The sequence below is a fragment of the Variovorax sp. P1_G12 genome, from assembly GCF_056405555.1.
The window spans coordinates 53,613-77,645 of the sequence record NZ_JBFUBW010000028.1 but is presented as its reverse complement, the minus strand read 5'-3'; the positions used below and the strand labels follow the sequence as shown (position 1 = coordinate 77,645).

Genomic DNA, 24,033 nt, shown 5'->3' with positions numbered 1-24,033 from the left:
CCTGCATGGATCGGATGAACCCAGGGCTGCGGCGCTTCGCCGTGGCCATCGCCCTCGCCGCGCTCGGCGCCGGCGCCGCGGCCCAAGCCCGGATCTCGGACAACGTCGTGAAGATCGGCGTGCTGACCGACCTCTCGGGCGTCTCGAGCGACAACGCGGGCAAGGGCTCGATCGTGGCGGCGCAGCTCGCGATCGACGAGTTCTCGAAGGACCGGAAGGTGCTCGGCATGCCGATCGAGCTGGTCTCGGCCGACTCCCAGGGCAAGACCGACATCGGCGCCACCAAGGCGCGCGAGTGGTTCGACCAGGACAGGGTCGACATGATCACCGACCTGACCTACTCCAACGTCGCGCTGGCCGTGACCCGCATCGCCGACGAGAAGAAGAAGCTCGCGATGGTCACCGGTGCCGGCGCCTCCACCATCAGCGACGACCAGTGCACCGCGCACAGCGTGCACTGGATGTACGACACTTTCTCGCTCGCCAATACCACCGTGCCCGCGCTCATCAAGAAGGGCATGAACAGCTGGTACTTCATCACCGCCGACTACGCCTTCGGCAATGCGCTCGAGAAGGACGCCACCGCGATCATCACCCGATCCGGCGGCAAGGTGCTCGGGTCGTCACGCCATCCACTGAACTCGTCCGACCAGTCCTCCTACCTGCTGAAGGCGCAGGACTCCGGCGCCCAGGTGATCGCCCTGGCCAACTCGGGACTGGACACGCTCAACACCGTGAAGCAGGCCTCGCAGTTCGCGATGGTGCGCGGCGGCAAGCAGACCTTCACTCCGCTGCTGTCGCTGATCACCGAGATCCACGGCATGGGCCTCGCGAATGCGCAGGGCATGATCCTCACCAACGGCTTCTACTGGGACTACGACCAGCGCTCGCGCGCCTTCGGCCAGCGCTTCCAGGCCGTGCATCGCAAGATGCCGACGATGATGCAGGCGGCGGTCTACTCGGCGGTGCTGAGCTACCTCAAGGCCATCGAAGCCGCCGGCACCGACGAGCCCGACGCGGTGCTCGCCAAGCTGCGCTCGGCCAGGCTCGACGACGCCGTGATCCGCAATGGCCAGTTGCGCGCCGACGGCAAGATGGTGCACGACATGCTGCTGGTGCAGGTCAAGACACCGGCGGAGTCCAAGGGCGAGTGGGATCTGTACAAGGTGCTCGAGACGATCCCGGGCGACAGGGCCTTCGCGCCGCTGGCCGATTCGAACTGCCCGCTGGTCAGGCGCTGACCCGCGCCACGAGGCGCAGCCGCGTGATGAAGCCGACCTGGCGCAGCGCCTCGGCGAGTTCCTGTGCCGGCTCGCGCAGGCTGCGCGACTCGAACTCCGCGAAGACGCCCGCCCGCGTGTAGTGCCGCACGCAGACGATGAACGGGAAGCCATGGCGCGCCTCGTAGGCGCGGTTCAGGCGGTCCAGGGTCTGCTCTTCGGTCGCCGACAGGGCCTCCAGCCCGGCGCTCTTCTGCTCGGCGATCGAATCCGAGGTCATCGAACCGGCGCGCACCGCGCTGCCCGACAAGGGCGGATGGCCGCGCAGGAACTCGATCTGCCGGGCCCTGCCGCTGGCCCGGACGCCGTCCATCATGGCCTCGTGCAGCGCCCGCACCGAGCCGAAGGGGCGCACCGCCCACGCCGCATCGGCGACCCAGGGAGAGTGCTCGAAGATGTCGCCCAGGGCGGCGGTGAATGCACTGCGCTCCATCGCATTGACGGCGCTCAGGTCGAGGTGGGTTTGCAGTGTGGACATGCACCCAGTGTAGGAACGCGTCACGCGCGCCTGAAGACGCACGGCGCTATACGGCGCATAGCAAAGGGCCCGGGGATTGCTCTGGCTCAGTGCAGCCGGGCCGATGGCTGCGCCAGCGTGCGCGACGCGGCCGTGAGCACGCCGCGCAGCCAGACGTGCGCTGCCGCGCGGTGCTGCGACGAGTGCCACAACTGGTAGAAACGCATCGCCGGAAGCGGGATCGGCGAAGGCACGATCGCGATGTCCAGGCGCTCGGCGTGGTACTGCGCGAAATGGCGGCTGGTGGTCATGATCAGGTCGGTGCCGGGCAGCAGGCTCGGCGCCAGGCCGAAGTACGGGCACTCCACGCGCCGGTCGCGGCCGACCCGCATCGTGTTGAGACCCGACTCGACCACGCCGCGCTGGCCGATCGAGTACGGCATCGGCACCACGTGCGCCGCCCGCAGATAGCGCTCGAGCGTGAGCGCGCCTTCGGCCGCCCAGGGATGCTCGCGCGCGAGGACGCACACCACCTCGTCCTCCAGCAGCGTCGAGATGTGCAGATGCTCGGGCGGGCTCGGCCAGTTGCCGATCACGATGTCGACCGCGCCGTCCTGCAGGGCCCGCTCGTAGTCGAACTGCGGGCCGAGCGGCATGGCGGTCAACCGCGCGCGCGGCGCCTCGGTGCGGAAGGTCCGCACCACGTGGGCCAGGAAAGGCGGCGCCAGGTAGTCGGGCATGGCGATCGTGAAAGCCTGCTCGGTGGTCGCCGGATCGAAGCGCTCGCCCGAACTCACGAGGCCGTCGATCAGCGCCAGCGCAGCCCGCGCCTGGGCCGCCGCCGCCAGCGCGCGCGGGGTGGGCACCATGGTGTTCTTGTCGCGCACCAGCAGGGGATCCCCGAAGATCTCCCGCAGCCGCTTGAGCGCGGCGCTGATGGCCGGCTGGGACTGGTTCATGCGGATCGCAGTGCGCGAGACGCTCTGGTCGGCCATCAAGGCGCAAAGCACCCTGAGCAGATAGGTCTCGAACGGATCATCGGCGCGCGACACGGTGGTTCAGACTCCGGATATCGACATTGCTATGTGCCCTATTGCGGCTGCCCAGTTTCGCACAGGGGCCCAAGCGGCCAACATTGGCGCAGCCGAATCCGGCCAGAACAAGGAGCTGAGACATGAGTGCACACGACATGGCGCTGCCCGGCGCCATCGCCTCCCAGGACAAGGTCGACGCGACCTACGGCAAGATCTCGTGGCGGCTGCTGCCCTTCCTGGGCGCGCTCTGGGTACTGGCCTGGCTCGACCGCGTGAACATCGGCTTCGCCAAGCTGCAGATGCTCGACGACCTGCGCTTCAGCGAGGCGGTCTACGGGCTAGGAGCCGGCATCTTCTTCCTTGGCTACTTCTTCTTCGAGGTGCCGTCGAACATGCTGCTGCAGAAGATCGGCGCCAAGAAGACCGTGATGCGCATCACCATCGGCTGGGGCCTGGTCTGCATGATGCAGGCCTGGGTCACGACGCCGACCCAGTTCTACCTGCTGCGCTTCCTGCTCGGCGCCTTCGAGGCCGGCTTCTACCCGGGCGTGATCCTGTACCTGACCTACTGGTATCCCTCGCAGCGCCGCGCCAAGGCCTTCGGCACCTTCATGTCGGCCTCGGCGATCGCGGGCGTGCTGGGCGGCCCGATCGCCGGCTGGATCATGACCTCGATGGGCGGCGTCCACGGCTGGCACGGCTGGCAGTGGCTGTTCGTGCTCGAAGGCATCCCCTCGGTGCTGGCCGGCGTCTTCGCCTGGTTCTACATGACCGACCGGCCGGAGCAGGCGCGCTGGCTCAGCGACGAGGAAAAGCGCGTCGTGCGCCACGAACTCGAGCTCGACAACCGCCGGCTCGGCGACCGCGGCAGCGACTGGCGCCAGCTCTTCACCCACCCGAAGGTGTGGCTGCTGATCGCGATCTTCTTCTGCCTGCTGTGCGCCAATTCGACGCTGACCTTCTGGATCCCCACCGTCATCAAGGAAACCGGCTTCGTGACGCCGATGGCGATCGGCTGGATTGCCGGCGCGGCCTACCTGTTCGGCGCCGCCGGCATGATCCTGAACGGCCGCAACTCCGACCGCCGCGGCGAACTGCGCTGGCACTTCAGCGGTGCCGCGATCTGCGGCGCCGCCGGCATGCTGCTGCTGGCGTTGGCGCTCGGCCTGCCGGGGTTGCCCGCCATCGTGCCGCTGCTCGCGATGGGCCTGGCCCTGGTCGGCACCATGAGCGCGATCCCGGTGTTCTGGCAGTTCCCGAACATGTTCCTGAGCGGTGGTGCCGCCGCGGTCGGCGTGGCGCTGATCAACTCGATCTCCAACCTCGCGGGCTTCGGCGCCCCCTATGCAATGGGCCTGATCAAGAACGCGACCGGGCGGGTGGCGCCGGGCCTGTATCTGGTCGCCGCGATCGAATTGCTGGCCGCCGTGCTGGTGATCGTGTTCATCGCCCGCAGGCAGCCGCCGAAAGAGGCCTGACCCCGCCCTTGTTCAGACCGGCCTGCCACGGCAGCCGATTCATCCCACGCTCAAGCGACATCCCATGACCACGAAGACAGACGCCGAGAAATACCTGCTCGAATCCATCCAGCTCGCCATGGAGAACGTGCGCCAGCGCAAGACCTGGCCGTTCGGCGCGGTGATCGCCCGCGAGGGCCGCGTGGTGGCCACCGGCGTCAACGAGGTGGAGGCGCTGTGCGACCCTTCGGCCCATGCCGAGATGCAGGCCGTGCGCGCGGCCGGCCGGGCCCTGAAGAGCACCGACCTCAGCGGCTGCACGGTCTATGCGAGCGGCTATCCCTGCCCCATGTGCCTCACGGCCATGTACCTGGCGGGCGTGAAGGAGGTCTACTACGCCTACTCGAACGAGGATGGCGAGCCCTACGACCTGTCGGCCGCTCGGGGCTACGTCGAGTTGGCCAGGCCGCTCGAGCAGCGCGAAATGAAGCTCGTCAGCCTGCCGGTGCGGCCCGAGGGCGAAGACCTGTACGAGGCCTGGGGCCGGCGGGGCTAGGCAAGCTTGCCTAGAACGGGGGCTGCGCCTTGCAGCCGCGCGATGCGCGCAGTAATCTGAATCAGGGGGCGGGTCCCGCTCGCCCGGGAGTTCCGTCATGTACGAACGCATCCTCGTCGCCACCGACGGTTCCGAGCTGTCGGAACAGGCCGTGTCCAGCGCCATCGACCTGGCCATCCTGACGCAGGCGGAGCTGTTCGCCGTCAAGGTGGTCCATCACCAGACCGCCGGCTACTTCGAAGGGTCGCTGCTGCTCAGCCAGATGGAGGTCTCGCGTCTGCGCGAACAGGCCGACATCGAGGCCCAGCGGGTGGTCGACGCGGTCAAGTCCAAGGCCGATTCCCGGGGCGTCAAGAGCACCACGGCCATCATCGTGCGGGCCGAGGGGGTGTCCGAAGCCATCATCGAGGCCGCGCGGGTCCACCATTGCGACCTGATCGTGATGGCCTCGCACGGCCGTCGCGGCATCAAGCGCCTGCTGATGGGCAGCGAAACGCTGCACGTGCTGACCCATTCGCATACGCCGGTGCTGGTGCTGCGCTGAATTCAGCGCGCGGGCGCCGCCGCGTCGCGCTGGCGATCCTCTCGCTTGATGCCGAGGTACGTCACGCGATCGATTTCGTGAAGCTGCGTCGGGTAGCGCTCGACCGCCTCGAACCAGCGGTTCAGGCGCTGGGTGTCGCGCTCGGCCGATGGCACGGCCAGGCCATCGAGGTAGGCATCGAGCGCCAGGAAGTAGCGCATTGCGTTGCGCTCCACCAGGCCGCGCAGGCCGCGGATGTATTCGGGATCGCCATTCGGATTCTTGCCGATCACCGTGAAGCCGACCTTCTCGCTGCCGAAAGTCGCGAGGTAGGCCATGGTGGCGAGCCGCGCCACCACGTTGTGGTCGTAGGCATAGGCGAAATGCAGGAAGGTCTGGTGCTCCCCGAGCGGCACGGCTTCGAGCATCACGCGATAGTTGCTGGTGCCCATCGGACCGGATTCCGCCGACAGGTCCACCAGCAGGTAGTCGCGCGCGGCCTGCGGCGCGCGGTGCACGAAGGACAGTTCGAAGGCTTGCTCGATCGGCTTGTCGTAGCGTGGCACCACGCTGAGCGTGAGCGTGTCGCCCCCGGGTCCGCGGGCGACTCGGCAGCGCCGGTTGTTGATGTGCAGCAGCAGCATGTCGCACCACTGCGACGATTGTTCGAGGGCGCGCCGCACCTCCTCCAGCGAATGATCGACGACGGCGTAGACGTCACCCTGGAGTCCGCCGTCGGTCTCGGCCGAATCCAGCACGACTGGCCGCTTCAAGGGACTGTGGGCCAACTGGCCGCCGAGCTTGTGGTGCAGCGCGCGCAGGGCCTGGGCGGAGCCCGCCTCGAGCGCTGCCTGCGCGCCGGAGGCCCACGCGCACAGCGCCAGCCAGAGGCCGATTCGACACCAGAGCGGGAAAGGAGCCGGCAGTCTGTTCATGCCAACACGATACAGGGGCCGCGGCGCAGTCCTCTCAGCGACCTTTGCGGATCGCCGCCTTGCCCGCGGAGGGCTTCGGCCGCCCTGCCCCGGTGTCGCGCGGCGGCAGCCCGGTGTGCTGGGTCAGGATGCGGCCCTTGACCGGCGCCGCCGGCTTGGCAGCCACCGCGGTCGAGTTCTTGCGCCGGGCGCTCTGGTAGCTGCCGTCGGTCAGCGGCTGCCAGGTCGGGATCAGGTGATGCTTGCCGTTGCCGATCAGGTCGGCCCGGCCCATCGACTTCAGCGCTTCGCGCAGCAGCGGCCAGTTGTTGGCGTCGTGGTAGCGCAGGAAGGCCTTGTGCAGCCGGCGGCGCTTGTCGCCGCGCACGATGTCCACGGTCTCGCTCTCGCGCGTGATCTTGCGCAGCGGGTTCCTGTTGGTGTGGTACATCGTGGTCGCGGTGGCCATCGGCGACGGATAGAAGGTCTGCACCTGGTCGGCGCGGAAGCCGTTCTTCTTCAGCCAGATCGCGAGGTTCATCATGTCCTCGTCACTGGTGCCCGGATGGGCGGCGATGAAGTACGGGATCAGGTACTGCTTCTTGCCCGCCTCGGCCGAGTACTTCTCGAACATCTGCTTGAACTTGTCATAGCTGCCGATGCCCGGCTTCATCATCTTGGTGAGCGGGCCCTGCTCGGTGTGCTCGGGCGCGATCTTGAGATAGCCGCCGACATGGTGCTGCACCAGCTCCTTGACGTACTCGGGCGACTGCACGGCCAGGTCGTAGCGCAGGCCCGAACCGATCAGGATCTTCTTGATGCCCTTGAGCGCACGCGCCCGGCGGTAGATCTTGATCAGCGGATCGTGGTTGGTGTTGAGGTTCGGGCAGATGCCCGGATACACGCAGCTGGGCTTGCGGCAGGCCGACTCGATCTCGGGCGACTTGCAGCCGATGCGGTACATGTTGGCGGTCGGCCCGCCGAGGTCGGAGATGGTGCCGGTGAAGCCCTTCACGCTGTCGCGGATCGCCTCGACCTCCTTGATGATCGAGTCTTCCGAGCGGCTCTGGATGATGCGGCCTTCGTGCTCGGTGATCGAGCAGAAGGTGCAGCCGCCGAAGCAGCCGCGCATGATGTTGACGCTGAAGCGGATCATTTCCCAGGCCGGGATCTTGGTGGCGCCGTCGTGGCTGCCGTTCTCGTCGGCATAACCCGGATGCGGGCTGCGCGCATACGGCAGGTCGAACACGTGGTCCATCTCGGCCGTGGTGAGCGGGATCGGCGGCGGGTTGATCCAGACGTCGCGCGCGGTCGTGCCTTCGCCGTGCGCCTGCACCAGCGCGCGGGCATTGCCCGGGTTGGTCTCGAGGTGCAGCACGCGATTGGCGTGGGCATAGAGCACCGGGTCGGCACGCACCTGCTCGTACGAAGGCAGCCGGATCACCGAACGGTCGCGCGGCGGCACCTTGATTCGCTCGCGGCTTTGCAGGGCCGGATTCGGCACGAAGGTCAGCGGCTTGATCGCGAGGTTGACCGAGCCCCTGGCCTCGGCAGCCTGGGCGACCGCCTGCGCATCGTCTTCCTTGGCACAGGTGGCGCCGTTGGCTTTGGCCTGGTCCGACACCATCAGGTACGGATTGACGTGGGCCTCGACCCGGCCCGGCTCGTCGACGCTGGTCGAATTGATCTCGAACCAGGCCTCGGGGGTTTCGCGGCGCACGAAGGCGGTGCCGCGCACGTCGGTGATGTGCGCAACCGGCTCGCGCGCCGCCAGCCGGTGCGCGATCTCGACGATGGCGCGCTCGGCGTTGCCGTAGAGCAGCAGGTCGCACTTGGCGTCGACCACGATCGAACGGCGCACCTTGTCCTGCCAGTAGTCGTAGTGCGCGATGCGGCGCAGCGACCCTTCGATGCCGCCGAGCACGATCGGCACGTCGCTCCAGGCTTCCTTGCAGCGCTGCGAATAGACGATGGCCGCGCGGTCGGGCCGCTTGCCGCCGATGTCGCCCGGCGTGTAGGCGTCGTCGCTGCGCACCTTGCGATCGGCCGTGTAGCGATTGATCATCGAATCCATGTTGCCGGCGGTGACGCCGAAGAACAGGTTCGGGCGGCCGAGCGCCTTGAACGGGTCGGCGCTCTGCCAGTCGGGCTGCGCAATGATGCCGACCCGGAAACCCTGCGCCTCCAGCATGCGGCCGATGACCGCCATGCCGAAGCTCGGATGGTCGACGTAGGCGTCGCCCGTGACCACGACGATGTCGCAGCTGTCCCAGCCGAGCGCGTCCATCTCGGCACGCGAGGTCGGCAGGAACTTTGCCGTGCCGAAGCGGGCCGCCCAGTACTTGCGGTAGCTGGTGAGCGGCTTGGCGGCGCGCGTGAAGAAGGAGACGTCGACGGGGGCGTTCATCAGGGGGAAAACGGCAATCGGTTGCCGCGCAGGCCTGCGGGCCGGGTGGGCCCGTGGTGGGCAACCCGCGATTTTAGGGTTTTCCATTGGATCTGTCGCCCTAAAGGACTAAGGCCCCTCCCCGGCACCCGATCAATTGATTGCTTTTGTCAATCAATCAATTGACAATGGCAATCATGTCCGACGCAACCGCCCTCTTGTCCGAGGTCGCCCAGGTCAAGGCGATCCGCGGCTTCAACCGCTTCTATACCCGTCGCATCGGCGTCCTCGACCCCTACCTGGACAGCGACATGTCGCTGACCGACGTGCGCGTGCTCTACGAACTGGCCCACCGCGCCGAGGCGGTGGCGAGCGAGATCGGCCGCGACCTGCACCTGGACGCCGGCTATCTCAGCCGCATCCTGCGCGGCTTCGAGGCCCGTGGATGGCTGCGCCGCCAGGCCCATCCGCGCGATGCGCGCCAGAGCCTGCTGGCCCTGACCGAAGCCGGCCACGCGGCATTCGCGCCGCTGCAGCAGAAGTCGCGCGACGAGGCCCTGGCGCTGCTCGCGCCCCTGGCCGCTGCCGAACGGCGCAAGCTGGTCGATGCGATGGCCACGCTGCAGGCGCTGCTCGAACCGGGCGCCCAGCCGCCGGCCCGGCGCCAGGCCGCGGTGCTGCGCGATCCGGCACCGGGCGACATCGGCTGGGTGGTGCAGCAGCACGGCGAGATCTATGCGCGCGAATACGGCTGGAACAGCGACTTCGAGGCCTTGGTGGCCGACATCGCGGGCCAGTTCCTGCGCAAGTTCCAGCCGGCGTGGGAGCGCTGCTGGATCGCCGAGCTCGACGGCGAGCGGGTCGGCGCCGTGTTCGTGGTGCGCAAGTCGGCCACCACGGCCCAGTTGCGCATGCTGGTCCTGAGCCCGAAGGCGCGCGGACTGGGCCTGGGCGCCCGCCTCACCGACGAGTGCATCGCCTTCGCCCGCGGCAAGGGCTACAGGAAGATGGTGCTGTGGACCAACAGCTGCCTGACGGCGGCGCGCGGCATCTACGCCGCGCGCGGTTTCAAGCTCGTCAAATCCGAGCCCTACGAGGGCTTCGGCCAGCAACTGGTCGGCGAGACCTGGGAGCTGAAGCTCGGGCCTGCGCCCACCTCCGCCTGAGGGCTCAATCCGCCGTGATCCTTCGCTCACGCACGATGCCGCCCCACTTGGCATCTTCCTTGCGCATGAAGGCGGTGAGTTCGGCCCGCGTGGTGGGCTGCGGCGTCAGGCCGTGCTTGTTCAAGGCATCCTTGACACCCGGGTCGTTCAGCACTTTCACGATCTCGAGGTTCCAGCGCTCCAGCATCGGCGCCGGCGTCTTGCCCGGCGCCACGAAGGCATACCAGTTCAGCGCCTCGAAGCCGGGGTAGCCCGACTCGGCCACCGTGGGAATGGTCGGCATGTAGGCCGGCCGCACCGACCCGGTGGTGGCGAGCGGGATCAGCCTGCCGGCTTCCACCTGCGGCAATGCCGTGGGCGGGGCCGAGAAGTAGGAAGCGACGCGCTCGCCCAGCAGGTCTTGCAAGGCGGGTGCCCCGCCCTTGTACGGCACGTGGACCATCTCGATGCCGGCGCGCTGGTTGAACAGCTCGCCGGCCAGGTGGGAGGCCGAGCCGGCGCCGGTGGACGCATAGTCCACGCCGCCGGCCTTCTTCCTTGCCAGCGCCACGAACTCGGCGAGCGTCTTCACGCCCAGTCCCTTGTGCACCACCAGCACGTTAGGAAAATTGACGCCGCCCGACACCGCGGCCAGGTCCTTGAAAGGGTCGTAGCGGACCTTCATCACATGCGGTGCGATGGTCAGCGGCCCGATCGAGCCGAACAGCAGCATCGTGCCGTCGGCCGGACCGTTCGCCACCAGCTGGTGGGCGATGTTGCCACCCGCACCGGCCTTGTTGTCGATCACCACGCTCTGGCCGATGTTCTCGCCCAACTTCTTCGCGATCAGCCGTGCCGCCGCGTCGGCCGCGCCGCCGGCGGAAAAGCCCACCACCAGGGTCACCGGCTTGCTCGGGGGAAAGTCCTGCGCCTGGCCAGCGCCGGCCAGCAACAGGGAGGACGCGGCCAGGGTGGTGGCGCGCAACAGGTGACGTCGGTTCATCGTGGGTCTCCGGAATGGTTGTCTTGTTCAGTCGACGCCGAGGCCGATCGGATTCGGCTGGCGCTTCTCGACGGCCTGGCGCAGCAGCGCCGCGGTGCGGAAGATGCCGTGCGCGAACTTGCCGTAGGGCAGCGTGGCGAAGAGCGCCATCACCGCGCCCAGGTGCAGGCACAGCAACAGCGCCAGCGCCGGTGTCCCGCGCCCCAGCCACAGCGCCAGGCCGCTGGCACTGGTGAGGAACAGCAAGGCGATGAAGCCCAGGTCCATCGGCTTCTGCGCCGGGTCGCCGTGCAGCGGGTGACGCCGCCGGTTGAGCCGCCACAACCCGGCCGTGCCGATCATCAGGCTCACCCCGCCGGCCACGCCCAGCAGCTTGGGCAGGCTGGGCAGCGCGTAGGGCGCCTGCCAGCCGAGCAGGTAGTGGTAGAGCGTGGCCACGCTGGTGGCCGCGAAGCACAGCAGGAAGCCGTAGAAGGTGAAATGGTGGAAGCGCCGGCGCGACAGCGTGAAAGCATCGTCCTCGTCGTGGCAACCCTCGCCGTGGCCGCCGTCGAGGTACTTCAGGCGCAGCACGGCGTCGGCGGCCTCGGCCGCGGCCGGCGCGCGCAGCGGCGCGCCGCTCGTGGCCGGCGTGACATCGCGCCAGAAGCGGGCCACGCCCATCCCCAGCGCGAACACCACGAACAGGAACACCGGCGCGAACAGCCCGACCAGCAGGTTGTGCGGAAACAGCCGATAGAAGTTGCCCTCCAGCCGACCGCCCCACAGCGATCCGTGGCTCGCCACCGCGAGCGCCAGGAACAACGCCAGCGCCGCCGCCAGGGCCAGCGACAGCGTCAGCCCGTTGCGCTGGTACAGCCGGCCCAGCATCGGCGGCCAGGCGTAGTCCGCATAGGTCTGCCCACGCACCTCGGCCATCGCCCGCGGCACGTTGACCGCGAACTCGTGCGGCGGCGCGTACTGGCAGGCGTGCAGGCAGGCGCCGCAGTTGTGGCACAGGTTGGCCAGGTAGTGGATATCGGACTTGCCGAACTCGAGCCGCCGCGTCATCGCCGGGAACACGGCGCAGAAGCCCTCGCAGTAGCGGCAGGCGTTGCAGATCTGCATCTGGCGGCCGACCTCGGCCTCGCGCTCGCTGAGGATCGGGATCACGCGCGGCCCGCCGGCCGCGAGCGACACCGCCTCGCGGGTCAACGCCTCAAGCTGCTGCATGGTCGAGTTCCTTGCTTGCCGCGAGGGCGGCCTGGGTGCCTGCGATGCGTCCGAAGGCGGTTCCGATCGCCATCCCGACGCCCGCGGTGTAGCCCTTGCCGAGCACGTTGCCGGCCATCATCTCGCCGGCCACGAACAGGTTCGGGCTCGGTCGGCCGCCGAAGTGCACGGCCGACTGGTCGTTCACCCTGAGGCCCAGGTAGGTGAAGGTGATGCCGGGGCGCAGTGCATAGCCGTAGTACGGCGGCGTGTCGATCGGTCGCGCCCAGTGGGTCTTGGCAGGCGCCAGCCCTTCGGTGTGGCAATCGTCGAGCGCGGTGTGGTCGAAGCGGCCGACACGGCAGGCCGCGTTGTAGGCGCCGACCGTCTCGACGAAGGCCGCCTCGGGCAGCCCCAGCTTGCGCGCAAGTTCGGGCAGCGTGTCGGCCACGGTGCCCGGGAACACCGGCGGCATGAAGCGGCCGATGGCCTTGCGGTCGATGATCGAATAGGCGATCTGGCCCGGCTGCTGCGCCACCAGGCGGCCCCAGATCGCATAGCGCTTGGGCCAGAAATCCTCGCCCTCGTCGTAGAAGCGCTCGGCCTCGCGATTGACCACGACCCCGAGCGAGACGCAGTCGATGCGGGTGCAGATGCCGCCGTCGTACAGCGGCGCGCGGGCGTCGATCGCCACCATGTGCGCCTGCGTCGGGTCGCCGATCGAATCGGCGCCGGCGTCGATCAGGGCCTTGAGCAGCACGCCCTGGTTGAAGCGGGTGCCGCGGATCAGGAAGTTCTCGGCCGGCCGCTCGCCGCGTTCGTTCTCGCCCCAGGCCTGGCTGAGCCATTCGCGGTTGGACTCGAAGCCGCCGGCCGCCAGCACGCAGCTGCGGGCCTCGATGCGCTCGCCGTCCGCGCTGCGCGCGGCCACGAACCGGTCGCCGTCGAGTTCGATCGAGACGATCGGCGTCTCGTAGCGGACCTGGACGCCGAGCCTTTCGGCGCTGCGGAAATAGGCGTTGACCAGGGCCTTGCCGCCCCCCATGAAGAAGGCGTTGGTGCGCGCCACGTGCAGCGCACCCGATAACGGCGGCTGGAAGTGCACGCCGTGACTGCGCATCCAGTCGCGGCAGGACGAGGAGGCGCGGATCGCGATGCGGGCCAGGTGCTCGTCGGTCAGGCCACCGGTCACCTTCAGCAGGTCCTGCCAGTACTCTTCCTCGGGATAGGCGTCCATCAGCACATCCTGCGGTGCGTCGTGCATGCAGCGCAGGTTGCGCGTGTGCTGGGAATTGCCGCCGCGCCATTCGCGCGGGGAGGCCTCGACCAGCAGCACGCTGGCGCCGGCCTCGCGCGCCATCAGCGCGGCGGACAGCGCGGCATTGCCGCCGCCGATGACCAGGACATCGATCATGCAGTTGTCTCCTCGTGGTGGAGAGCGACTGTAGGCAGGCGGGGCCTCGGGCGACAGTGCGCCCGGAACAAGGGGTCTTCAGTTTTCGTGAAGGGTGGCGCCGGCCCAGCGGCCTTCGCGCACCAGTTGGCGCGCCACGTCGGCGAGCACCACCCGGGCCGCCAGCGCCGCCGGCGACAGTTCATCGTCGGACAGGCTCGCGAGCAGGTTGCGGCGGCCGACCTGGGGATCGGCGATCCGCACCTGCGCGAGAGGGTCGTCGGCGAAGCGCGCGGTGGCCGCGCCCGGCTGGATGGTGGCGCCGTGCCCGGCACGCACCGCATCCATCAGCAGCGCCAGGCCGTCGATCTCGGCCACCACGCGCGGCGCGACCCGCGCCCGCGCGAAGGCCGCGGCGAGCGTCGCGCGCAGGCCGTGCGAGGCGCTCGGCAGGATCAGCGGCAGCTCGCCCAAGCGCGCGATGCGCACCTGCGGCCCCTTCGGCAGGCCGGGCAGCCCGGCCCGGCCGATCACGAACAGCTTCTCGTCCAGCAGCGGCAGCACGCTCCAGCGCCGTGCGGTGTCGGTCTGGAACAGCACCGCGAGATCGAGCTGGCGGGCGTTGAGCATCGTCGCCAGGTGGCCCGACAGCGACTCCACCAGGTGCAGCCTGACCTCGGGGTAGCGCTCGGCCATGGCCTGCATCAGCGGCACGCCGAGCACCGACGCGGTGGTCGGCGGCAGCCCGATGCTCACATGGCCCGAGAGCCGAGCCTGCTGCGCCGCCCGCACCGCTTCGTCGGCATGCCGCAGCGTGAGCTGGGCCTGCTGCAGGAAGGCCAGGCCGGCATCGGTCGGCGTCACGCCGGTGGAGCTGCGCTGCAGCAGGCGCGTGGACAGCTCGCTTTCGAGCCGGCTGATCTGCTGGCTCAGCGCCGAGGTCGCGAGATCGAGTTCGAGCGCCGCACGCCCCATGCTGCGCAGTTCGCAGGTCTTGACGAAGTAGCGCAGCTGCCTCAGTTCCATGTCGGCTCAGCGGGCGGCGAGCGGCTCGAGGCCGGTCTTGGCGATGGTCGGCGCGGCGGCGGGCGAATTCAGGTAGCGGATCAATTCGCGGGCCGCCTCGGGCTGCTTCGACCCGGTGGCGATGCCGGCCGAGAACACCGTCACGCGCTGGACCTCGGCCGGCAGCGGGCCCACGTAGTCGATGCCCTCGATCGGCAGCAGCTCGCTCACCTGCTGCAGGCCGAGCGCCRCATCGCCGCGCGCGACCACGGTGCCGACGCGCTCGCTCAAGATGCGGCGGCTCTTGGGCTTGACCTGTGCCTCGATGCCCAGGTTCTTCAGCAGCTCGGTCTCGTAGTAGGTGCCGCTGGCGCTCGCCGAGTAGGCAATCGAGGGCGCGGCGATCAAGGTGCGCTTGAGCGCCTCGACCGTGCCGATGTCGGGCTTGGGCGCCCCCTTCTTCACCGCGAAGCCGATGGACGAGCGCACCAGGTCGACCTGGCTGCCGGGCACGACCTTGCCCTGCTCGACCAGCGCATCGAGCGCCGGCCGCGCGAGGATCACGACATCGGCCGGCTCGCCGCGGGCCAGCCGGCTCGGAATCGAGTCACCGGCGTTGCCCATCGAGGCGCCGTAGGCGGTCTTTACCGTGTGGCCGCTGGACTTCTCGAAGCCGGGCCGCAGGTCGTTGTAGGCGGCCGTGAAGCCGCCCGACGTCATGACGTGGATGTCGGTGGCAGCAGGCTTGGGGCCGATGCTGCTGCAGCCTGCGAGCGCCAGCGCGGCAGCGACGAGCACGGCGCGCCGGCCGAGAGAAGGAAGGGATGCGGTCATGGGCCTGGTCTCCGAGTCATGCGGGCGCCGGGTGCGCCGTTGCCCACGCTCAGTTTCCCACAGCGCGATCGCGTAACCGTCGGCTCAGCCCGATGCCAGGGATACCGCGGAACCGGCTTTGCCGGGCCGCTGGTATCGCCCCCTTGAGGGGGAGGCGCCGCAGGCGCTTCGGGGGTGTTTCGTCCTCACTGCATGAACCAGCCGTGGCTCACCACCAGCGACTGGCCGGTCAGCGCATTGGTCGGGAAGGCGGCGAACATCAGCGCCACCCGGGCGACGTCGTCGGTGGTGGTGAATTCGCCGTCGACCGTTTCCTTGAGCATCACGTTCTTGATCACCTGCTCCTCGGTGATGCCGAGTGTCCTGGCCTGCTCGGGGATCTGCTTCTCGACCAGCGGCGTGCGAACGAAGCCCGGGCAGATCACGTTGGCGCGCACGTTGTACTTGGCGCCTTCCTTGGCGACGGTCTTGGCCAGCCCGATCAGGCCGTGCTTGGCCGTGACATAAGGCGCCTTCAGCAGCGAGGCCTCCTTGGAATGCACCGAGCCCATGTAGATCACGCTGCCGCCGCGGCCCTGCGCGTACATGTGCTTCAGGCAGGCCTTGGTGGTCAGGAAGGCGCCGTCGAGGTGGATCGCCAGCATCTTCTTCCAGTCGGCGAAGCTGAATTCCTCGACCGGATGCACGATCTGGATGCCGGCATTGCTGATCAGGATGTCGATGCCGCCGAAGGCTTTGGCAGCCTCCTCGACGGCCGCGTCGACCTGCTCCTCGCTGGTGACGTCGACGCCGACGCCGATGGCCTGCGCGCCGCTCGCCTTGAGTTCGGCGGCGGTGGCATCGGCGGCCTGCTTGTTGAGGTCGGCGATCACGATCTTCGCGCCTTCCTGCGCGAAGACGATGGCGATTTCCTTGCCGATCCCGCTGGCCGAGCCGGTGATGAAGGCGACCTTGTCCTTGAGCTGCATGGGTTTTCCTTGGTGTGGCGGAGTTGGGGGATGCGTGCAATCTGCGTGCCGGGCGCGCTACTGGGCAGCGGGAATCTGCGGCAGGTTCAGCGGATGGCGAATGCGCCGGGCATTCGGCTCGGTCAGGTCGAACGTGGTGACCCCGTTCGCCAAAGAAGCGCTCTGGAGCCACTCGGGATGGTCCAGCGTGTTCCGGATGTCGCGCAGCCCGGCCTCCCAGTGCTCGTCGACCGAGGCGCGCGAGAACTCGTAGTCCTTCGAGTCGAGTTCGTAGGGCTTGTCCCGGTAGATCAGGTGCACGATCTCGATCGGTTCGTGGCTCAACTGGGCGCACACGGCCTGCACGCTGGGGTCCTTTCGCAACGGCTCCGGCAGCTTGCCGATCAGGTCGGCGATCGCCTGCTGCAGGTTCATGTTGGAGGCCAGCGCGTCGGTGTTCATGCGGGTGCGGCTCGAGTAGGTGATGTCCTTCTGCCGCTCCATGGTCTCGGCGAGCGTGCGCGGCATTGCGCCGTGGGCACTGAACAGGTCGACCTGCAGCACCATCAGCGGCTCGCTGCGCGGATGCGTGTCCAGCACGTACTGCAGCGGCGTGTTGGAGACGATGCCGCCGTCCCAGTAGTCCTCGCCGTCGATGTGCACCGGTGCGAAGCCCGGCGGCAGCGCGCCGCTGGCCATGATGTGCTCGGGGCCGATGCGCTGGACCGTGTTGTCGAAATAGACCGAGTTGCCGGTGCGGACGTTGACCGCCCCCACGCTGAAGCGGGTTTCGCAATGGTTGATGCGGTCGAAGTCCACCAGCCGCTCGAGCGTCGCCTTGAGCGGCGCGGTGTCGTAGTAGCTCAAGAGCGGCGCCGCGCCGCCGAGCAGCAGCGTCGGGTTGCGGCGCGGCTCGAAGAAGCCGGGAACCCCGAACATCGCGACCGCCGCGGCGCTCCACTGGTTCCATGCGGCCCGGTCGCCGCCCCACCAGCCCGGCAGGCGCTGGGTGGGGCCCGAGGAGACCAGGTCCCAGAACTCGCGCAGCCGCCGGCCCCGCATCGCGGGCGCGTTGCCCGCGATCAGCGCGGCGTTGACGGCGCCGATCGACACGCCGGCCACCCAGTCGAGCGTCTTGTGCTTCTCGAACACGCCCGCATAGACGCCGGCCTGGTAGGCCCCCAGGGCGCCACCGCCCTGCAGCACCAGCGCCTTCCTGGCGGTCGTGATGTCGACCCGCGCAGTGGCGGGTCGGGCGGCGGGGCGAAGCTTCTTGGTGACGGGCATGGCGTCATTTGACACCATCCGCCGCCAGCGCCGCCGCGCTCCGGCGCCTGGGCGCCAGGCTACATCTTCGGCAGCATCTGGCCGCGGATCTCGCCGGCCGGATTGGCCGCCGTATGGATGTTGGCGTACCACTTGCCCGTCATCAGGTCGGCCGCCTGGGCCGGCGTCAGCGTGGCTTGGCCTTCGATCGGGCTGGTTGGCGACGCGAAGGGCAGCACGACGGCGGCGTTCGCCCCGGCGGCCGCCGGACCGTGGAAGTGCGCGGCGGTCGCCGGCCCGCTCAAGCCCTCGTAGGTGATCTTGTACTTGAGCACGTTGGTGTCCTTGTTCAGCCAGGCCTCGGCCATGCCGCTGCCGCGCGTCATGTTGGGCGGCACCTCGCTGGCCGCATTCATGGCACCGCTGAAGCTCGCGGTATTGGACTTCGACATCATCCCGCAGCCCGCCAGGGCCGCGGTCGCGACGCCCGCGACGAGGGCCAGGCGCAAGAGTTTTCCGTATCGTGTCATGGGGGTCTCCATTGGGTTGCGATGCGCTCAGCTTAGGCATGGGCGAGCTCCCGCGATGTCGGCCGCCGCCCCGACTTTCGGGACCGGTGGCATCATCCGGCGCATGACTGCCCTGCCCTGCGCCGCCGATGTCGCCGCCTTCTGGCGCGATGCCGGCCCCCGCCGCTGGTTCGCCAAGAGCGAGGCCTTCGATGCCGACTTCAAGGCCCGCTTCGAGAACGCGCACCACCTCGCCGCCGCCGGTGCGCTCGATCACTGGGCCGCCGATGCCGAAGGCGCACTGGCGCTGCTGGTGCTGCTGGACCAGTTTCCGCGCAACGCCTGGCGCGGCAGCGGCCACATGTTCGCGACCGACGGCAAGGCCCTCGGCATCGCGCAGGCCGCCATCGACGCCGACCTGGACCGGCAGATCGAGCCGGCGCTGCGCCCCTTCTTCTACATGCCCTTCATGCACTCCGAGTCCCTGGCCGACCAGGAGCGTTCGGTGCTGCTGTGCGGCGAACTCGACCCCAACACCCAGCGCTTCGCGGTGCTGCACCGGGACATCGTGGCGCGCTTCGGGCGCTTCCCGCATCGCAACCAGGTCCTGGGGCGCAGCAACACGCCGCCGGAGCAGCAGTTCCTCGACGACGGGGGCTTCGCCGGCTGAACGGGCAGGACGGCCTTCATTTTTCCGCGCAGTTGCCGATATCCCTCTGACAGTCGGACTGTCCGGCAACGAGGAACGCACGTGAAACACTTGAAGATCGGCACCCGCCTGGGATTGGGTTTTGGCATGGTGCTGGCGCTGATGGCGCTGATGACGGCACTCGGCATCTGGCGCCTGCAGGCGGTGACTGCCTCCGCCGAGGAGATCACCAGCCAGCCGCTGGCCAAGGAACGAATGATCAGCGACTGGTACCGGCTGGTCGCGGTCGGTGTGCGCCGGACCACCGCGATCGCCAAGAGCGCCGACCCGTCGCTCGGCCCCTTCTTCGCCGAGGAGGCCGCGAACTCCACCAAGGAGGCGCAGGCACTGCAGAAGCAACTCGAGCCGCTGCTGGTCAGTGACGAGGAAAAGCTGCTGTGGAAGAATTTCCAGGACGTGCGGACGAAGTACCTCGAGGGGCGCGACGCCGTGGTCAAGGCAAAGGCCGAGGGCACGATGGAGGATGCCACCCGGGCGCTGGAGCGCCAGTTCATGCCCACCGCCAAGGTCTACCTGGACAACGTCCAGCAATTGCTCGAGATGCAGCGGCAAACGATCGACGGCACGGTGATCCAGATCGGCGCCGACTACCGGGCCAGCCGCAACCTGCTGCTGGCGCTCGGAGCCCTGGTGCTGGGCCTGGGCGGGCTCTGCGCCTGGTGGCTGGCGATCGGCATCACACGGCCGCTGGGCCGCGCCGTGCGGGTGGCGCAGACGGTGGCCGGCGGCGACCTGACCGGCCGCATCGAGGCCGGCACGCGCGACGAGACCGGGCAATTGCTGCAAGCGCTCAAGGACATGAACGACAGCCTGGTGAAGATCGTGGGCGAAGTGCACCAGGGCACCGACACCATTGCGACCGCCTCGGGCCAGATCGCCACCGGCAACCAGGACCTGTCGTCACGTACCGAAGAGCAGGCCAGTTCGCTGGAAGAGACGGCGGCCTCGATGGAAGAGCTCACGAGCACGGTGAAGCAGAACGCCGACAACGCGCGGCAGGCCAACCAGCTGGCGGTCTCGGCCTCCGAGGTGGCGGTGCGGGGCGGCAGCGTGGTGGGCCAGGTGGTGGACACCATGGGCTCGATCAACGCCTCCTCGCGCAAGATCGTGGACATCATCGGCGTGATCGACGGCATCGCCTTCCAGACCAACATCCTGGCGCTGAACGCGGCGGTGGAAGCCGCGCGCGCCGGCGAGCAGGGCCGGGGCTTCGCGGTGGTGGCGTCGGAAGTGCGCAGCCTGGCGCAGCGCTCGGCGGCGGCGGCCAAGGAGATCAAGACGTTGATCGGGGACTCGGTGGACAAGGTCGAGGAAGGCAGCAAGCAGGTGGCGGAAGCGGGCCGGACGATGGAAGAGATCGTGGACAGCGTGAAGCGCGTGACGGACATCATGGGCGAGATCACGGCGGCGAGCCAGGAGCAGACCTCGGGGATCGAGCAGATCAACCAGGCGATCACGCAGATGGACCAGGTGACGCAGCAGAACGCGGCGCTGGTGGAACAGGCGAGCGCGGCGGCGGGCTCCCTGCAGGATCAGGCGAGCCAGCTGTCGCGCGCGGTCAGCGTCTTCAAGCTCGGGCATTCGCGCCCGGCGGCGGCCCCGGTGCGCCGATCGCCGGCGCAGCCCGCCAAGGCCGAGGCGCCCCGGCGCCCGTCGGCCACGGCCGCCAGCGCGGCCGCCCCGGCGGGCGACTGGGAAGAGTTCTAGGCCGGCGCCGGGCCGCCCCAAGGCGGCCGCGGCCCCCTCGGGGGGCAGCGACTACACGAAGTGACGGAGCGTGGGGGTCAGGTCAGGTCAGGTCGCCTTGCCCGGCTCGTCGGTCCGCATCGGCGAACGCCCGGGCGCGGGCCGGGGAACGCCCTTGAGCGACCCGTAGGTGTGCGCATAGACCCAGGTGAACTCGACCCCCAGCAGGAAGATCTGCGCCGAGTAGTAGACCCACACCAGCACCACCACCAGCGAACCGGCGGCCCCATAGCCTGACGCGATGCCGGTGGTGCCGATGTACAGGCCGATCAGGTACTTGCCGACGGTGAACAGCACGGCGGTCACGGCCGCGCCCACCCACACGTCGCGCCACTGCACGCTCGCGCGCGGCATGACCTTGAAGATCATCGCGAAGCCCACCGTCACCGTCACGAAGCCGAAGGCCGAATTGACGTTCTGCGCCAGGGTGGCCCAGCCGCCGAAGAGCGGCGCCCACCATTCGCCCAGGGCTGCCAGTGCCGCGTTGACCACCAGCGACACGATCAGCAGGAAGCCGATCCCCATGATCATGCTGAACGAGAGCAGCCGCGTGCGCATGAGCGACAGCAGCCCGCCGCTCTCGTCGCGCGCCGGCGCCCGCCAGATGCGGTCGAAGGCGTCCTGCAGTTCGCCGAACACCGTGGTCGCACCGATCACCAGCAGGCCGATGCCGACCACCGTGCCGACGATGCCCTGGGTCGGCTTGTTGAGTGCTTCCAGCATCGCCTGGACCGCCCTCGCGCCTTCGGCCCCCATCAGCTCGGAGAGCTGATCGAGGATCTCGCCGCGCGCGGCCTCCTGGCCGAACACCAGGCCGACCACCGAGATCACGATCAGGATCAGCGGCGCCACGGAGAACACCGTGTAGTAGGCCAGCGCGGCGCCCATGCTGGGGGCGTAGTCGGCCCGCCACGAGGCCACGGACTGCTTGAAGAGATCGAAAACCGCGCGTGCGTTCATGGCCGGAGTTTCGCAGCAACCAGGCGGGCCCGCGTCGCGCCGAAGAGGCCGGCCCACGATAATCGCGGCACATGCACCCGGCATCTCCTCCTGCGGCGACCGACCGCCCCCGACCCCAGTCTCCGCGCGACCTGTTCGTTTCATTCACCTGGCTCGCACTGCAGGGCTTCGGCGGCGTCCTCGCCATCGTCCAGCGCGAGATGGTCGAGAAGAAGCGCTGGCTCACCGCCGACGAATTCCTCGAGGACTGGGCCGTGGCCCAGGTGCTGCCGGGACCCAACGTCATCAACCTGGCGCTGATGATCGGCGACCGCCATTTCGGCCTGCGCGGCGCGATCGCGGCCGTGGCCGGCATGCTGCTCGTGCCGCTCGGCGTGATCCTCGTGCTGGCGGTGGCCTATGCCCGCTTCGCGGCGAATCCCGAGGTGGCCGGCGCCCTGCGCGGCATGGGCGCGGTGGCCGGCGGGCTGATCGCCGCCACCGGCATCAAGCTGATTCCCCAGTTGCGCCGGCATCCGCTCGGCTTCGGCGCCTGCCTGGCACTGGCGGCGCTGGTGTTCGCCGCCATCGCGCTGGCCCACATCCCGCTCGGCTGGGTGCTGCTGGCGGTCGGCGGCGTGGCCTGCGTCTGGACCTGGCGGAAGATTGCTGAATGACCATCGCGATGCACTGGCAGGACTGGCTGTCCCTGTTCGCCCAGTACATGATGCTCTCGCTGCTGTCGATCAGCGGCGCCATCACCACCGTGCCCGACATGCACCGCTACCTGGTGAGCGACCACGGCTGGCTCAGCGACGCCCAGTTCAGTTCCTCGGTCGCGATCGCCCAGGCCGCGCCGGGCCCCAACGTGCTGTTCGTCGCGCTGATGGGCTGGAACGTCGGCCTGAATGCCGGCGGCGGCATCGGCGCCGGCCCCCAGGCGTGGCTGCTCGGCCTCCTGGGCCTGGCGGTCACGATGGTCGGCATCATGCTGCCCAGCACCACCCTGACCTACTTCGCGACCCGCTGGGGCCATCGCAACCGCTCGCGGCGCGAGGTGCGCGCTTTCAAGCAGGGCATGGCGCCCGTCGTCATCGGCCTGCTGGTCGCCACCGGCTGGGTGCTGGCCGCGGGTAACCACGCCGGCAACGCGCCCGCCTGGCACCTGTGGCTGTTGACCGGCGTGGCGGCGTTTATCGTCTGGCGAACCCGCATCCACCTGCTGTGGCTGCTGGGGGCCGGCGCGCTGCTCGGCGCCCTCGGTTTCGTCTGATTCACCCACAAAGGCTGTTCCATGCAACTTCGACCCCTCGGCCGCTCCGGCCTGCAAGTCTCCCCGCTGGCATTCGGCGGCAACGTCTTCGGCTGGACCGTGGACGAGGCACTCTCGTTCCGGCTGCTCGACGCCTGGCTCGACGCGGGCTTCAACTTCGTCGACACCGCGGATGTCTATTCGAGCTGGGTGCCGGGCCACAGCGGCGGCGAATCCGAAACCCTCATCGGCAAGTGGCTCCGGCAGACCGGCAAGCGCAACCGGATCGTGCTCGCGACCAAGCTCGGCAAGCCGATGGGGGAAGGCAAGAAGGGGCTCTCGCCGGCCTACATCCGCGAGGCAGTGGACGCGTCGCTGCGGCGCCTCAAGACCGACCACATCGACCTCTACCAGTCGCACGACGACGACCCGGAAACACCGCTCTCGGACACGGCCGAGGCCTTTGCCGCGCTGATCCAGGCCGGCAAGGTTCGCGCGATCGGGGCCTCGAACTTCAGCGCGCCGCGCCTGGCCGAGGCGCTGGACGTCGCCGAGAAACAGGGGCTGCCGCGCTACGAGAGCCTGCAGCCGCTCTACAACCTCTATGACCGCGCCGTGTTCGAGGACGCACTGGAGCCGCTGTGCCTCGAGCGCGGTGTCGGCGTGATCAATTTCTACGCCCTCGCGGCCGGCTTCCTCACGGGCAAGTACCGCACCGAGGCCGATGCCGCCAAAAGCGCGCGCGGTGCCAGCACGACGAAGAAGTACCTGAACCCGCGCGGGCTGCGCATCCTCGACGCGCTCGACGCCGCCGCCAAGGCCCAGGGCGCGACGATGGGCCAGGTGGCGATCGCATGGCAGATCGCGCGGCCCGCGATCACCGCTCCGATCGCCAGCGCCACCTCGATGAAGCAGCTCGACGAACTGGTGGCGGCCGCCACGCTGCGTCTGGCGCCCGAAACGGTCGCAGCGCTGGACGCGGCCAGCACCGAAACCGTCTCCCCATGAATTCGATCGATCCGCTGGCAGCGCCGGCACTCGCGTATTTCGCCGACCTGACGGTCGAAGTCGGCCAGCCCCAGATCCTGAGCCATGGCCCGCGCGGCACGCGGCGACTGGTCCCGATCACCGGCGGGGAGGCCCGCGGCAACGGCTGGACCGCGCGGGTCCTGCCCGGCGGCACCGATTTCCAGCTGATCGTGAGCGAAACGCTGTCCGAGCTCGACGCCCGCTACGGCCTGGAAACCGACGCCGGCGACCTGATCTACGTGCAGAACCACGCGGTCCGCTCGGCGCCGGCCGAGGTCATGGCCAAGCTGCTGCGCGGCGAGCCGGTCGACCCGGCCCAGGTCTATTTCCGCTGCAATCCGCGCTTCGAGACCTCTTCCCCGGCCCTGGGCTGGATCGCCGAGCGCATGTTCGTCGGCGTCGGCGTGCGGCATCCCGCCCAGGTCGTGATGCGCTTCTTCACCCTCCCCTAACCGGCC

At 69.0% G+C, this 24,033-nt stretch carries 24 protein-coding genes; 11 read left to right on the top strand and 13 right to left on the bottom strand.

Annotated elements, in window-relative coordinates; genetic code table 11:
* Positions 1 to 5: 5 nt before the first annotated feature.
* Positions 6 to 1,241 (top strand): ABC transporter substrate-binding protein, encoded by a 1,236-nt coding sequence (locus tag AC1D2O_RS27335; RefSeq protein WP_478088795.1) that lies wholly within the window; start codon positions 6 to 8, stop codon positions 1,239 to 1,241.
* Here AC1D2O_RS27335 and uraD read toward each other — a convergent pair.
* Both uraD and AC1D2O_RS27325 read right to left on the bottom strand, forming a co-directional pair.
* Positions 1,231 to 1,758, bottom strand: coding sequence for a 2-oxo-4-hydroxy-4-carboxy-5-ureidoimidazoline decarboxylase (uraD, locus tag AC1D2O_RS27330; RefSeq protein ID WP_478088798.1), 528 nt, complete (start codon positions 1,756 to 1,758; stop codon positions 1,231 to 1,233). The genes AC1D2O_RS27335 and uraD overlap by 11 nt on opposite strands.
* Positions 1,759 to 1,844: 86 nt before the next feature.
* Positions 1,845 to 2,789: a LysR family transcriptional regulator gene (locus tag AC1D2O_RS27325; protein ID WP_478088801.1), complete on the bottom strand. Its 945-nt coding sequence runs from the start codon at positions 2,787 to 2,789 to the stop codon at positions 1,845 to 1,847.
* A 122-nt stretch (positions 2,790 to 2,911) separates the two neighbouring features.
* On the opposite strand from AC1D2O_RS27325, the gene AC1D2O_RS27320 reads away from it, so the two are divergent.
* From AC1D2O_RS27320 to AC1D2O_RS27310, 3 genes are all read left to right on the top strand, one after another.
* On the top strand, positions 2,912 to 4,249 hold the full coding sequence (locus tag AC1D2O_RS27320) for an MFS transporter (RefSeq protein ID WP_478088804.1): 1,338 nt from the start codon (positions 2,912 to 2,914) through the stop codon (positions 4,247 to 4,249).
* A gap of 64 nt (positions 4,250 to 4,313) precedes the next feature.
* Entirely contained in the window at positions 4,314 to 4,784 is a 471-nt protein-coding gene (locus tag AC1D2O_RS27315; protein ID WP_478088806.1) for a nucleoside deaminase, read from the top strand.
* A gap of 97 nt (positions 4,785 to 4,881) precedes the next feature.
* The gene (locus AC1D2O_RS27310; RefSeq protein ID WP_478088807.1) at positions 4,882 to 5,328 is read left to right on the top strand and encodes a universal stress protein; all 447 of its coding nucleotides are present in this window, start codon (positions 4,882 to 4,884) and stop codon (positions 5,326 to 5,328) included.
* Between the two features lie 2 nt (positions 5,329 to 5,330).
* Here the strand turns inward: AC1D2O_RS27310 and AC1D2O_RS27305 are convergent, their stop codons facing one another.
* Both AC1D2O_RS27305 and AC1D2O_RS27300 read right to left on the bottom strand, forming a co-directional pair.
* Positions 5,331 to 6,242 carry a hypothetical protein gene (locus tag AC1D2O_RS27305; RefSeq protein WP_478088809.1) on the bottom strand — a complete coding sequence of 304 codons (912 nt, stop codon included), beginning with the start codon at positions 6,240 to 6,242 and terminating at the stop codon, positions 5,331 to 5,333.
* A gap of 34 nt (positions 6,243 to 6,276) precedes the next feature.
* Positions 6,277 to 8,628 carry a YgiQ family radical SAM protein gene (locus tag AC1D2O_RS27300; RefSeq protein WP_478158213.1) on the bottom strand — a complete coding sequence of 784 codons (2,352 nt, stop codon included), beginning with the start codon at positions 8,626 to 8,628 and terminating at the stop codon, positions 6,277 to 6,279.
* A 167-nt stretch (positions 8,629 to 8,795) separates the two neighbouring features.
* Here AC1D2O_RS27300 and AC1D2O_RS27295 point away from each other — a divergent pair, with 167 nt between their 5' ends.
* Positions 8,796 to 9,773 (top strand): bifunctional helix-turn-helix transcriptional regulator/GNAT family N-acetyltransferase, encoded by a 978-nt coding sequence (locus AC1D2O_RS27295; protein WP_478158212.1) that lies wholly within the window; start codon positions 8,796 to 8,798, stop codon positions 9,771 to 9,773.
* A gap of 4 nt (positions 9,774 to 9,777) precedes the next feature.
* Here the strand turns inward: AC1D2O_RS27295 and AC1D2O_RS27290 are convergent, their stop codons facing one another.
* The 8 genes from AC1D2O_RS27290 to AC1D2O_RS27255 form a co-directional block, all read right to left on the bottom strand.
* Entirely contained in the window at positions 9,778 to 10,755 is a 978-nt protein-coding gene (locus tag AC1D2O_RS27290; RefSeq protein ID WP_478094592.1) for a Bug family tripartite tricarboxylate transporter substrate binding protein, read from the bottom strand.
* A gap of 27 nt (positions 10,756 to 10,782) precedes the next feature.
* Positions 10,783 to 11,967, bottom strand: a complete 1,185-nt coding sequence (gene tcuB / locus AC1D2O_RS27285; protein WP_478158211.1) for a tricarballylate utilization 4Fe-4S protein TcuB — start codon at positions 11,965 to 11,967, stop codon at positions 10,783 to 10,785.
* Complete coding sequence (gene tcuA, locus AC1D2O_RS27280) at positions 11,954 to 13,360, bottom strand: FAD-dependent tricarballylate dehydrogenase TcuA (protein ID WP_478094188.1); 1,407 nt, start codon at positions 13,358 to 13,360, stop codon at positions 11,954 to 11,956. The genes tcuB and tcuA overlap by 14 nt, the downstream gene beginning before the upstream one ends.
* 78 nt (positions 13,361 to 13,438) lie before the next feature.
* A complete protein-coding gene (locus AC1D2O_RS27275; protein WP_478094190.1) occupies positions 13,439 to 14,365 on the bottom strand; it encodes a LysR substrate-binding domain-containing protein in 927 nt (308 codons plus the stop codon).
* A 6-nt stretch (positions 14,366 to 14,371) separates the two neighbouring features.
* Positions 14,372 to 15,178, bottom strand: a complete 807-nt coding sequence (locus tag AC1D2O_RS27270) for a substrate-binding domain-containing protein (RefSeq protein WP_478158210.1) — start codon at positions 15,176 to 15,178, stop codon at positions 14,372 to 14,374.
* Positions 15,179 to 15,363: 185 nt separating this feature from the next.
* Positions 15,364 to 16,146 (bottom strand): 3-hydroxybutyrate dehydrogenase, encoded by a 783-nt coding sequence (locus AC1D2O_RS27265; RefSeq protein ID WP_478093127.1) that lies wholly within the window; start codon positions 16,144 to 16,146, stop codon positions 15,364 to 15,366.
* A 57-nt stretch (positions 16,147 to 16,203) separates the two neighbouring features.
* Positions 16,204 to 17,412, bottom strand: a complete 1,209-nt coding sequence (locus tag AC1D2O_RS27260; RefSeq protein ID WP_478093125.1) for a DUF3734 domain-containing protein — start codon at positions 17,410 to 17,412, stop codon at positions 16,204 to 16,206.
* 59 nt (positions 17,413 to 17,471) lie between these two features.
* Positions 17,472 to 17,921, bottom strand: a complete 450-nt coding sequence (locus tag AC1D2O_RS27255; protein WP_478093123.1) for a CHRD domain-containing protein — start codon at positions 17,919 to 17,921, stop codon at positions 17,472 to 17,474.
* A gap of 103 nt (positions 17,922 to 18,024) precedes the next feature.
* Here AC1D2O_RS27255 and AC1D2O_RS27250 point away from each other — a divergent pair, with 103 nt between their 5' ends.
* Together AC1D2O_RS27250 and AC1D2O_RS27245 are read left to right on the top strand one after the other, a co-directional pair.
* Positions 18,025 to 18,570, top strand: coding sequence for a DUF924 family protein (locus AC1D2O_RS27250; RefSeq protein ID WP_478093121.1), 546 nt, complete (start codon positions 18,025 to 18,027; stop codon positions 18,568 to 18,570).
* An 81-nt stretch (positions 18,571 to 18,651) separates the two neighbouring features.
* The gene (locus tag AC1D2O_RS27245; RefSeq protein WP_478158209.1) at positions 18,652 to 20,316 is read left to right on the top strand and encodes a methyl-accepting chemotaxis protein; all 1,665 of its coding nucleotides are present in this window, start codon (positions 18,652 to 18,654) and stop codon (positions 20,314 to 20,316) included.
* A gap of 87 nt (positions 20,317 to 20,403) precedes the next feature.
* On the opposite strand, the gene AC1D2O_RS27240 is transcribed toward AC1D2O_RS27245, so the two are convergent.
* Positions 20,404 to 21,315, bottom strand: a complete 912-nt coding sequence (locus AC1D2O_RS27240) for a YihY/virulence factor BrkB family protein (RefSeq protein WP_478090338.1) — start codon at positions 21,313 to 21,315, stop codon at positions 20,404 to 20,406.
* A gap of 71 nt (positions 21,316 to 21,386) precedes the next feature.
* Here AC1D2O_RS27240 and AC1D2O_RS27235 point away from each other — a divergent pair, with 71 nt between their 5' ends.
* The 4 genes from AC1D2O_RS27235 to AC1D2O_RS27220 are packed head-to-tail and all read left to right on the top strand — an operon-like array spanning position 21,387 to position 24,027.
* Entirely contained in the window at positions 21,387 to 21,971 is a 585-nt protein-coding gene (locus AC1D2O_RS27235) for a chromate transporter (protein WP_478158208.1), read from the top strand.
* Entirely contained in the window at positions 21,968 to 22,567 is a 600-nt protein-coding gene (locus AC1D2O_RS27230) for a chromate transporter (protein WP_478090340.1), read from the top strand. Before AC1D2O_RS27235 ends, AC1D2O_RS27230 begins: the two co-directional genes overlap by 4 nt.
* A 21-nt stretch (positions 22,568 to 22,588) precedes the next feature.
* The gene (locus AC1D2O_RS27225; protein WP_478090341.1) at positions 22,589 to 23,554 is read left to right on the top strand and encodes an aldo/keto reductase; all 966 of its coding nucleotides are present in this window, start codon (positions 22,589 to 22,591) and stop codon (positions 23,552 to 23,554) included.
* The gene (locus AC1D2O_RS27220; protein WP_478090342.1) at positions 23,551 to 24,027 is read left to right on the top strand and encodes a DUF3237 domain-containing protein; all 477 of its coding nucleotides are present in this window, start codon (positions 23,551 to 23,553) and stop codon (positions 24,025 to 24,027) included. The genes AC1D2O_RS27225 and AC1D2O_RS27220 overlap by 4 nt, the downstream gene beginning before the upstream one ends.
* The last annotated feature ends 6 nt before the right edge of the window (positions 24,028 to 24,033 follow it).

What these genes read in the sequence shown, in the direction of transcription:
- AC1D2O_RS27265 (WP_478093127.1), bottom strand. Translation starts at nt 16,146, where the DNA reads ATGCAGCTCAAGGACAAGGTCGCCTTCATCACCGGCTCGGCCAGCGGG.
- AC1D2O_RS27225 (WP_478090341.1), top strand. Translation starts at nt 22,589, where the DNA reads ATGCAACTTCGACCCCTCGGCCGCTCCGGCCTGCAAGTCTCCCCGCTG.
- AC1D2O_RS27315 (WP_478088806.1), top strand. Translation starts at nt 4,314, where the DNA reads ATGACCACGAAGACAGACGCCGAGAAATACCTGCTCGAATCCATCCAG.
- AC1D2O_RS27295 (WP_478158212.1), top strand. Translation starts at nt 8,796, where the DNA reads ATGGCAATCATGTCCGACGCAACCGCCCTCTTGTCCGAGGTCGCCCAG.
- AC1D2O_RS27235 (WP_478158208.1), top strand. Translation starts at nt 21,387, where the DNA reads ATGCACCCGGCATCTCCTCCTGCGGCGACCGACCGCCCCCGACCCCAG.
- tcuA (WP_478094188.1), bottom strand. Translation starts at nt 13,360, where the DNA reads ATGATCGATGTCCTGGTCATCGGCGGCGGCAATGCCGCGCTGTCCGCC.
- uraD (WP_478088798.1), bottom strand. Translation starts at nt 1,758, where the DNA reads ATGTCCACACTGCAAACCCACCTCGACCTGAGCGCCGTCAATGCGATG.
- AC1D2O_RS27320 (WP_478088804.1), top strand. Translation starts at nt 2,912, where the DNA reads ATGAGTGCACACGACATGGCGCTGCCCGGCGCCATCGCCTCCCAGGAC.
- AC1D2O_RS27335 (WP_478088795.1), top strand. Translation starts at nt 6, where the DNA reads ATGGATCGGATGAACCCAGGGCTGCGGCGCTTCGCCGTGGCCATCGCC.
- AC1D2O_RS27230 (WP_478090340.1), top strand. Translation starts at nt 21,968, where the DNA reads ATGACCATCGCGATGCACTGGCAGGACTGGCTGTCCCTGTTCGCCCAG.
- AC1D2O_RS27260 (WP_478093125.1), bottom strand. Translation starts at nt 17,412, where the DNA reads ATGCCCGTCACCAAGAAGCTTCGCCCCGCCGCCCGACCCGCCACTGCG.
- AC1D2O_RS27305 (WP_478088809.1), bottom strand. Translation starts at nt 6,242, where the DNA reads ATGAACAGACTGCCGGCTCCTTTCCCGCTCTGGTGTCGAATCGGCCTC.
- AC1D2O_RS27250 (WP_478093121.1), top strand. Translation starts at nt 18,025, where the DNA reads ATGACTGCCCTGCCCTGCGCCGCCGATGTCGCCGCCTTCTGGCGCGAT.
- AC1D2O_RS27240 (WP_478090338.1), bottom strand. Translation starts at nt 21,315, where the DNA reads ATGAACGCACGCGCGGTTTTCGATCTCTTCAAGCAGTCCGTGGCCTCG.
- AC1D2O_RS27255 (WP_478093123.1), bottom strand. Translation starts at nt 17,921, where the DNA reads ATGACACGATACGGAAAACTCTTGCGCCTGGCCCTCGTCGCGGGCGTC.
- AC1D2O_RS27275 (WP_478094190.1), bottom strand. Translation starts at nt 14,365, where the DNA reads ATGGAACTGAGGCAGCTGCGCTACTTCGTCAAGACCTGCGAACTGCGC.
- AC1D2O_RS27290 (WP_478094592.1), bottom strand. Translation starts at nt 10,755, where the DNA reads ATGAACCGACGTCACCTGTTGCGCGCCACCACCCTGGCCGCGTCCTCC.
- AC1D2O_RS27220 (WP_478090342.1), top strand. Translation starts at nt 23,551, where the DNA reads ATGAATTCGATCGATCCGCTGGCAGCGCCGGCACTCGCGTATTTCGCC.
- tcuB (WP_478158211.1), bottom strand. Translation starts at nt 11,967, where the DNA reads ATGCAGCAGCTTGAGGCGTTGACCCGCGAGGCGGTGTCGCTCGCGGCC.
- AC1D2O_RS27300 (WP_478158213.1), bottom strand. Translation starts at nt 8,628, where the DNA reads ATGAACGCCCCCGTCGACGTCTCCTTCTTCACGCGCGCCGCCAAGCCG.
- AC1D2O_RS27310 (WP_478088807.1), top strand. Translation starts at nt 4,882, where the DNA reads ATGTACGAACGCATCCTCGTCGCCACCGACGGTTCCGAGCTGTCGGAA.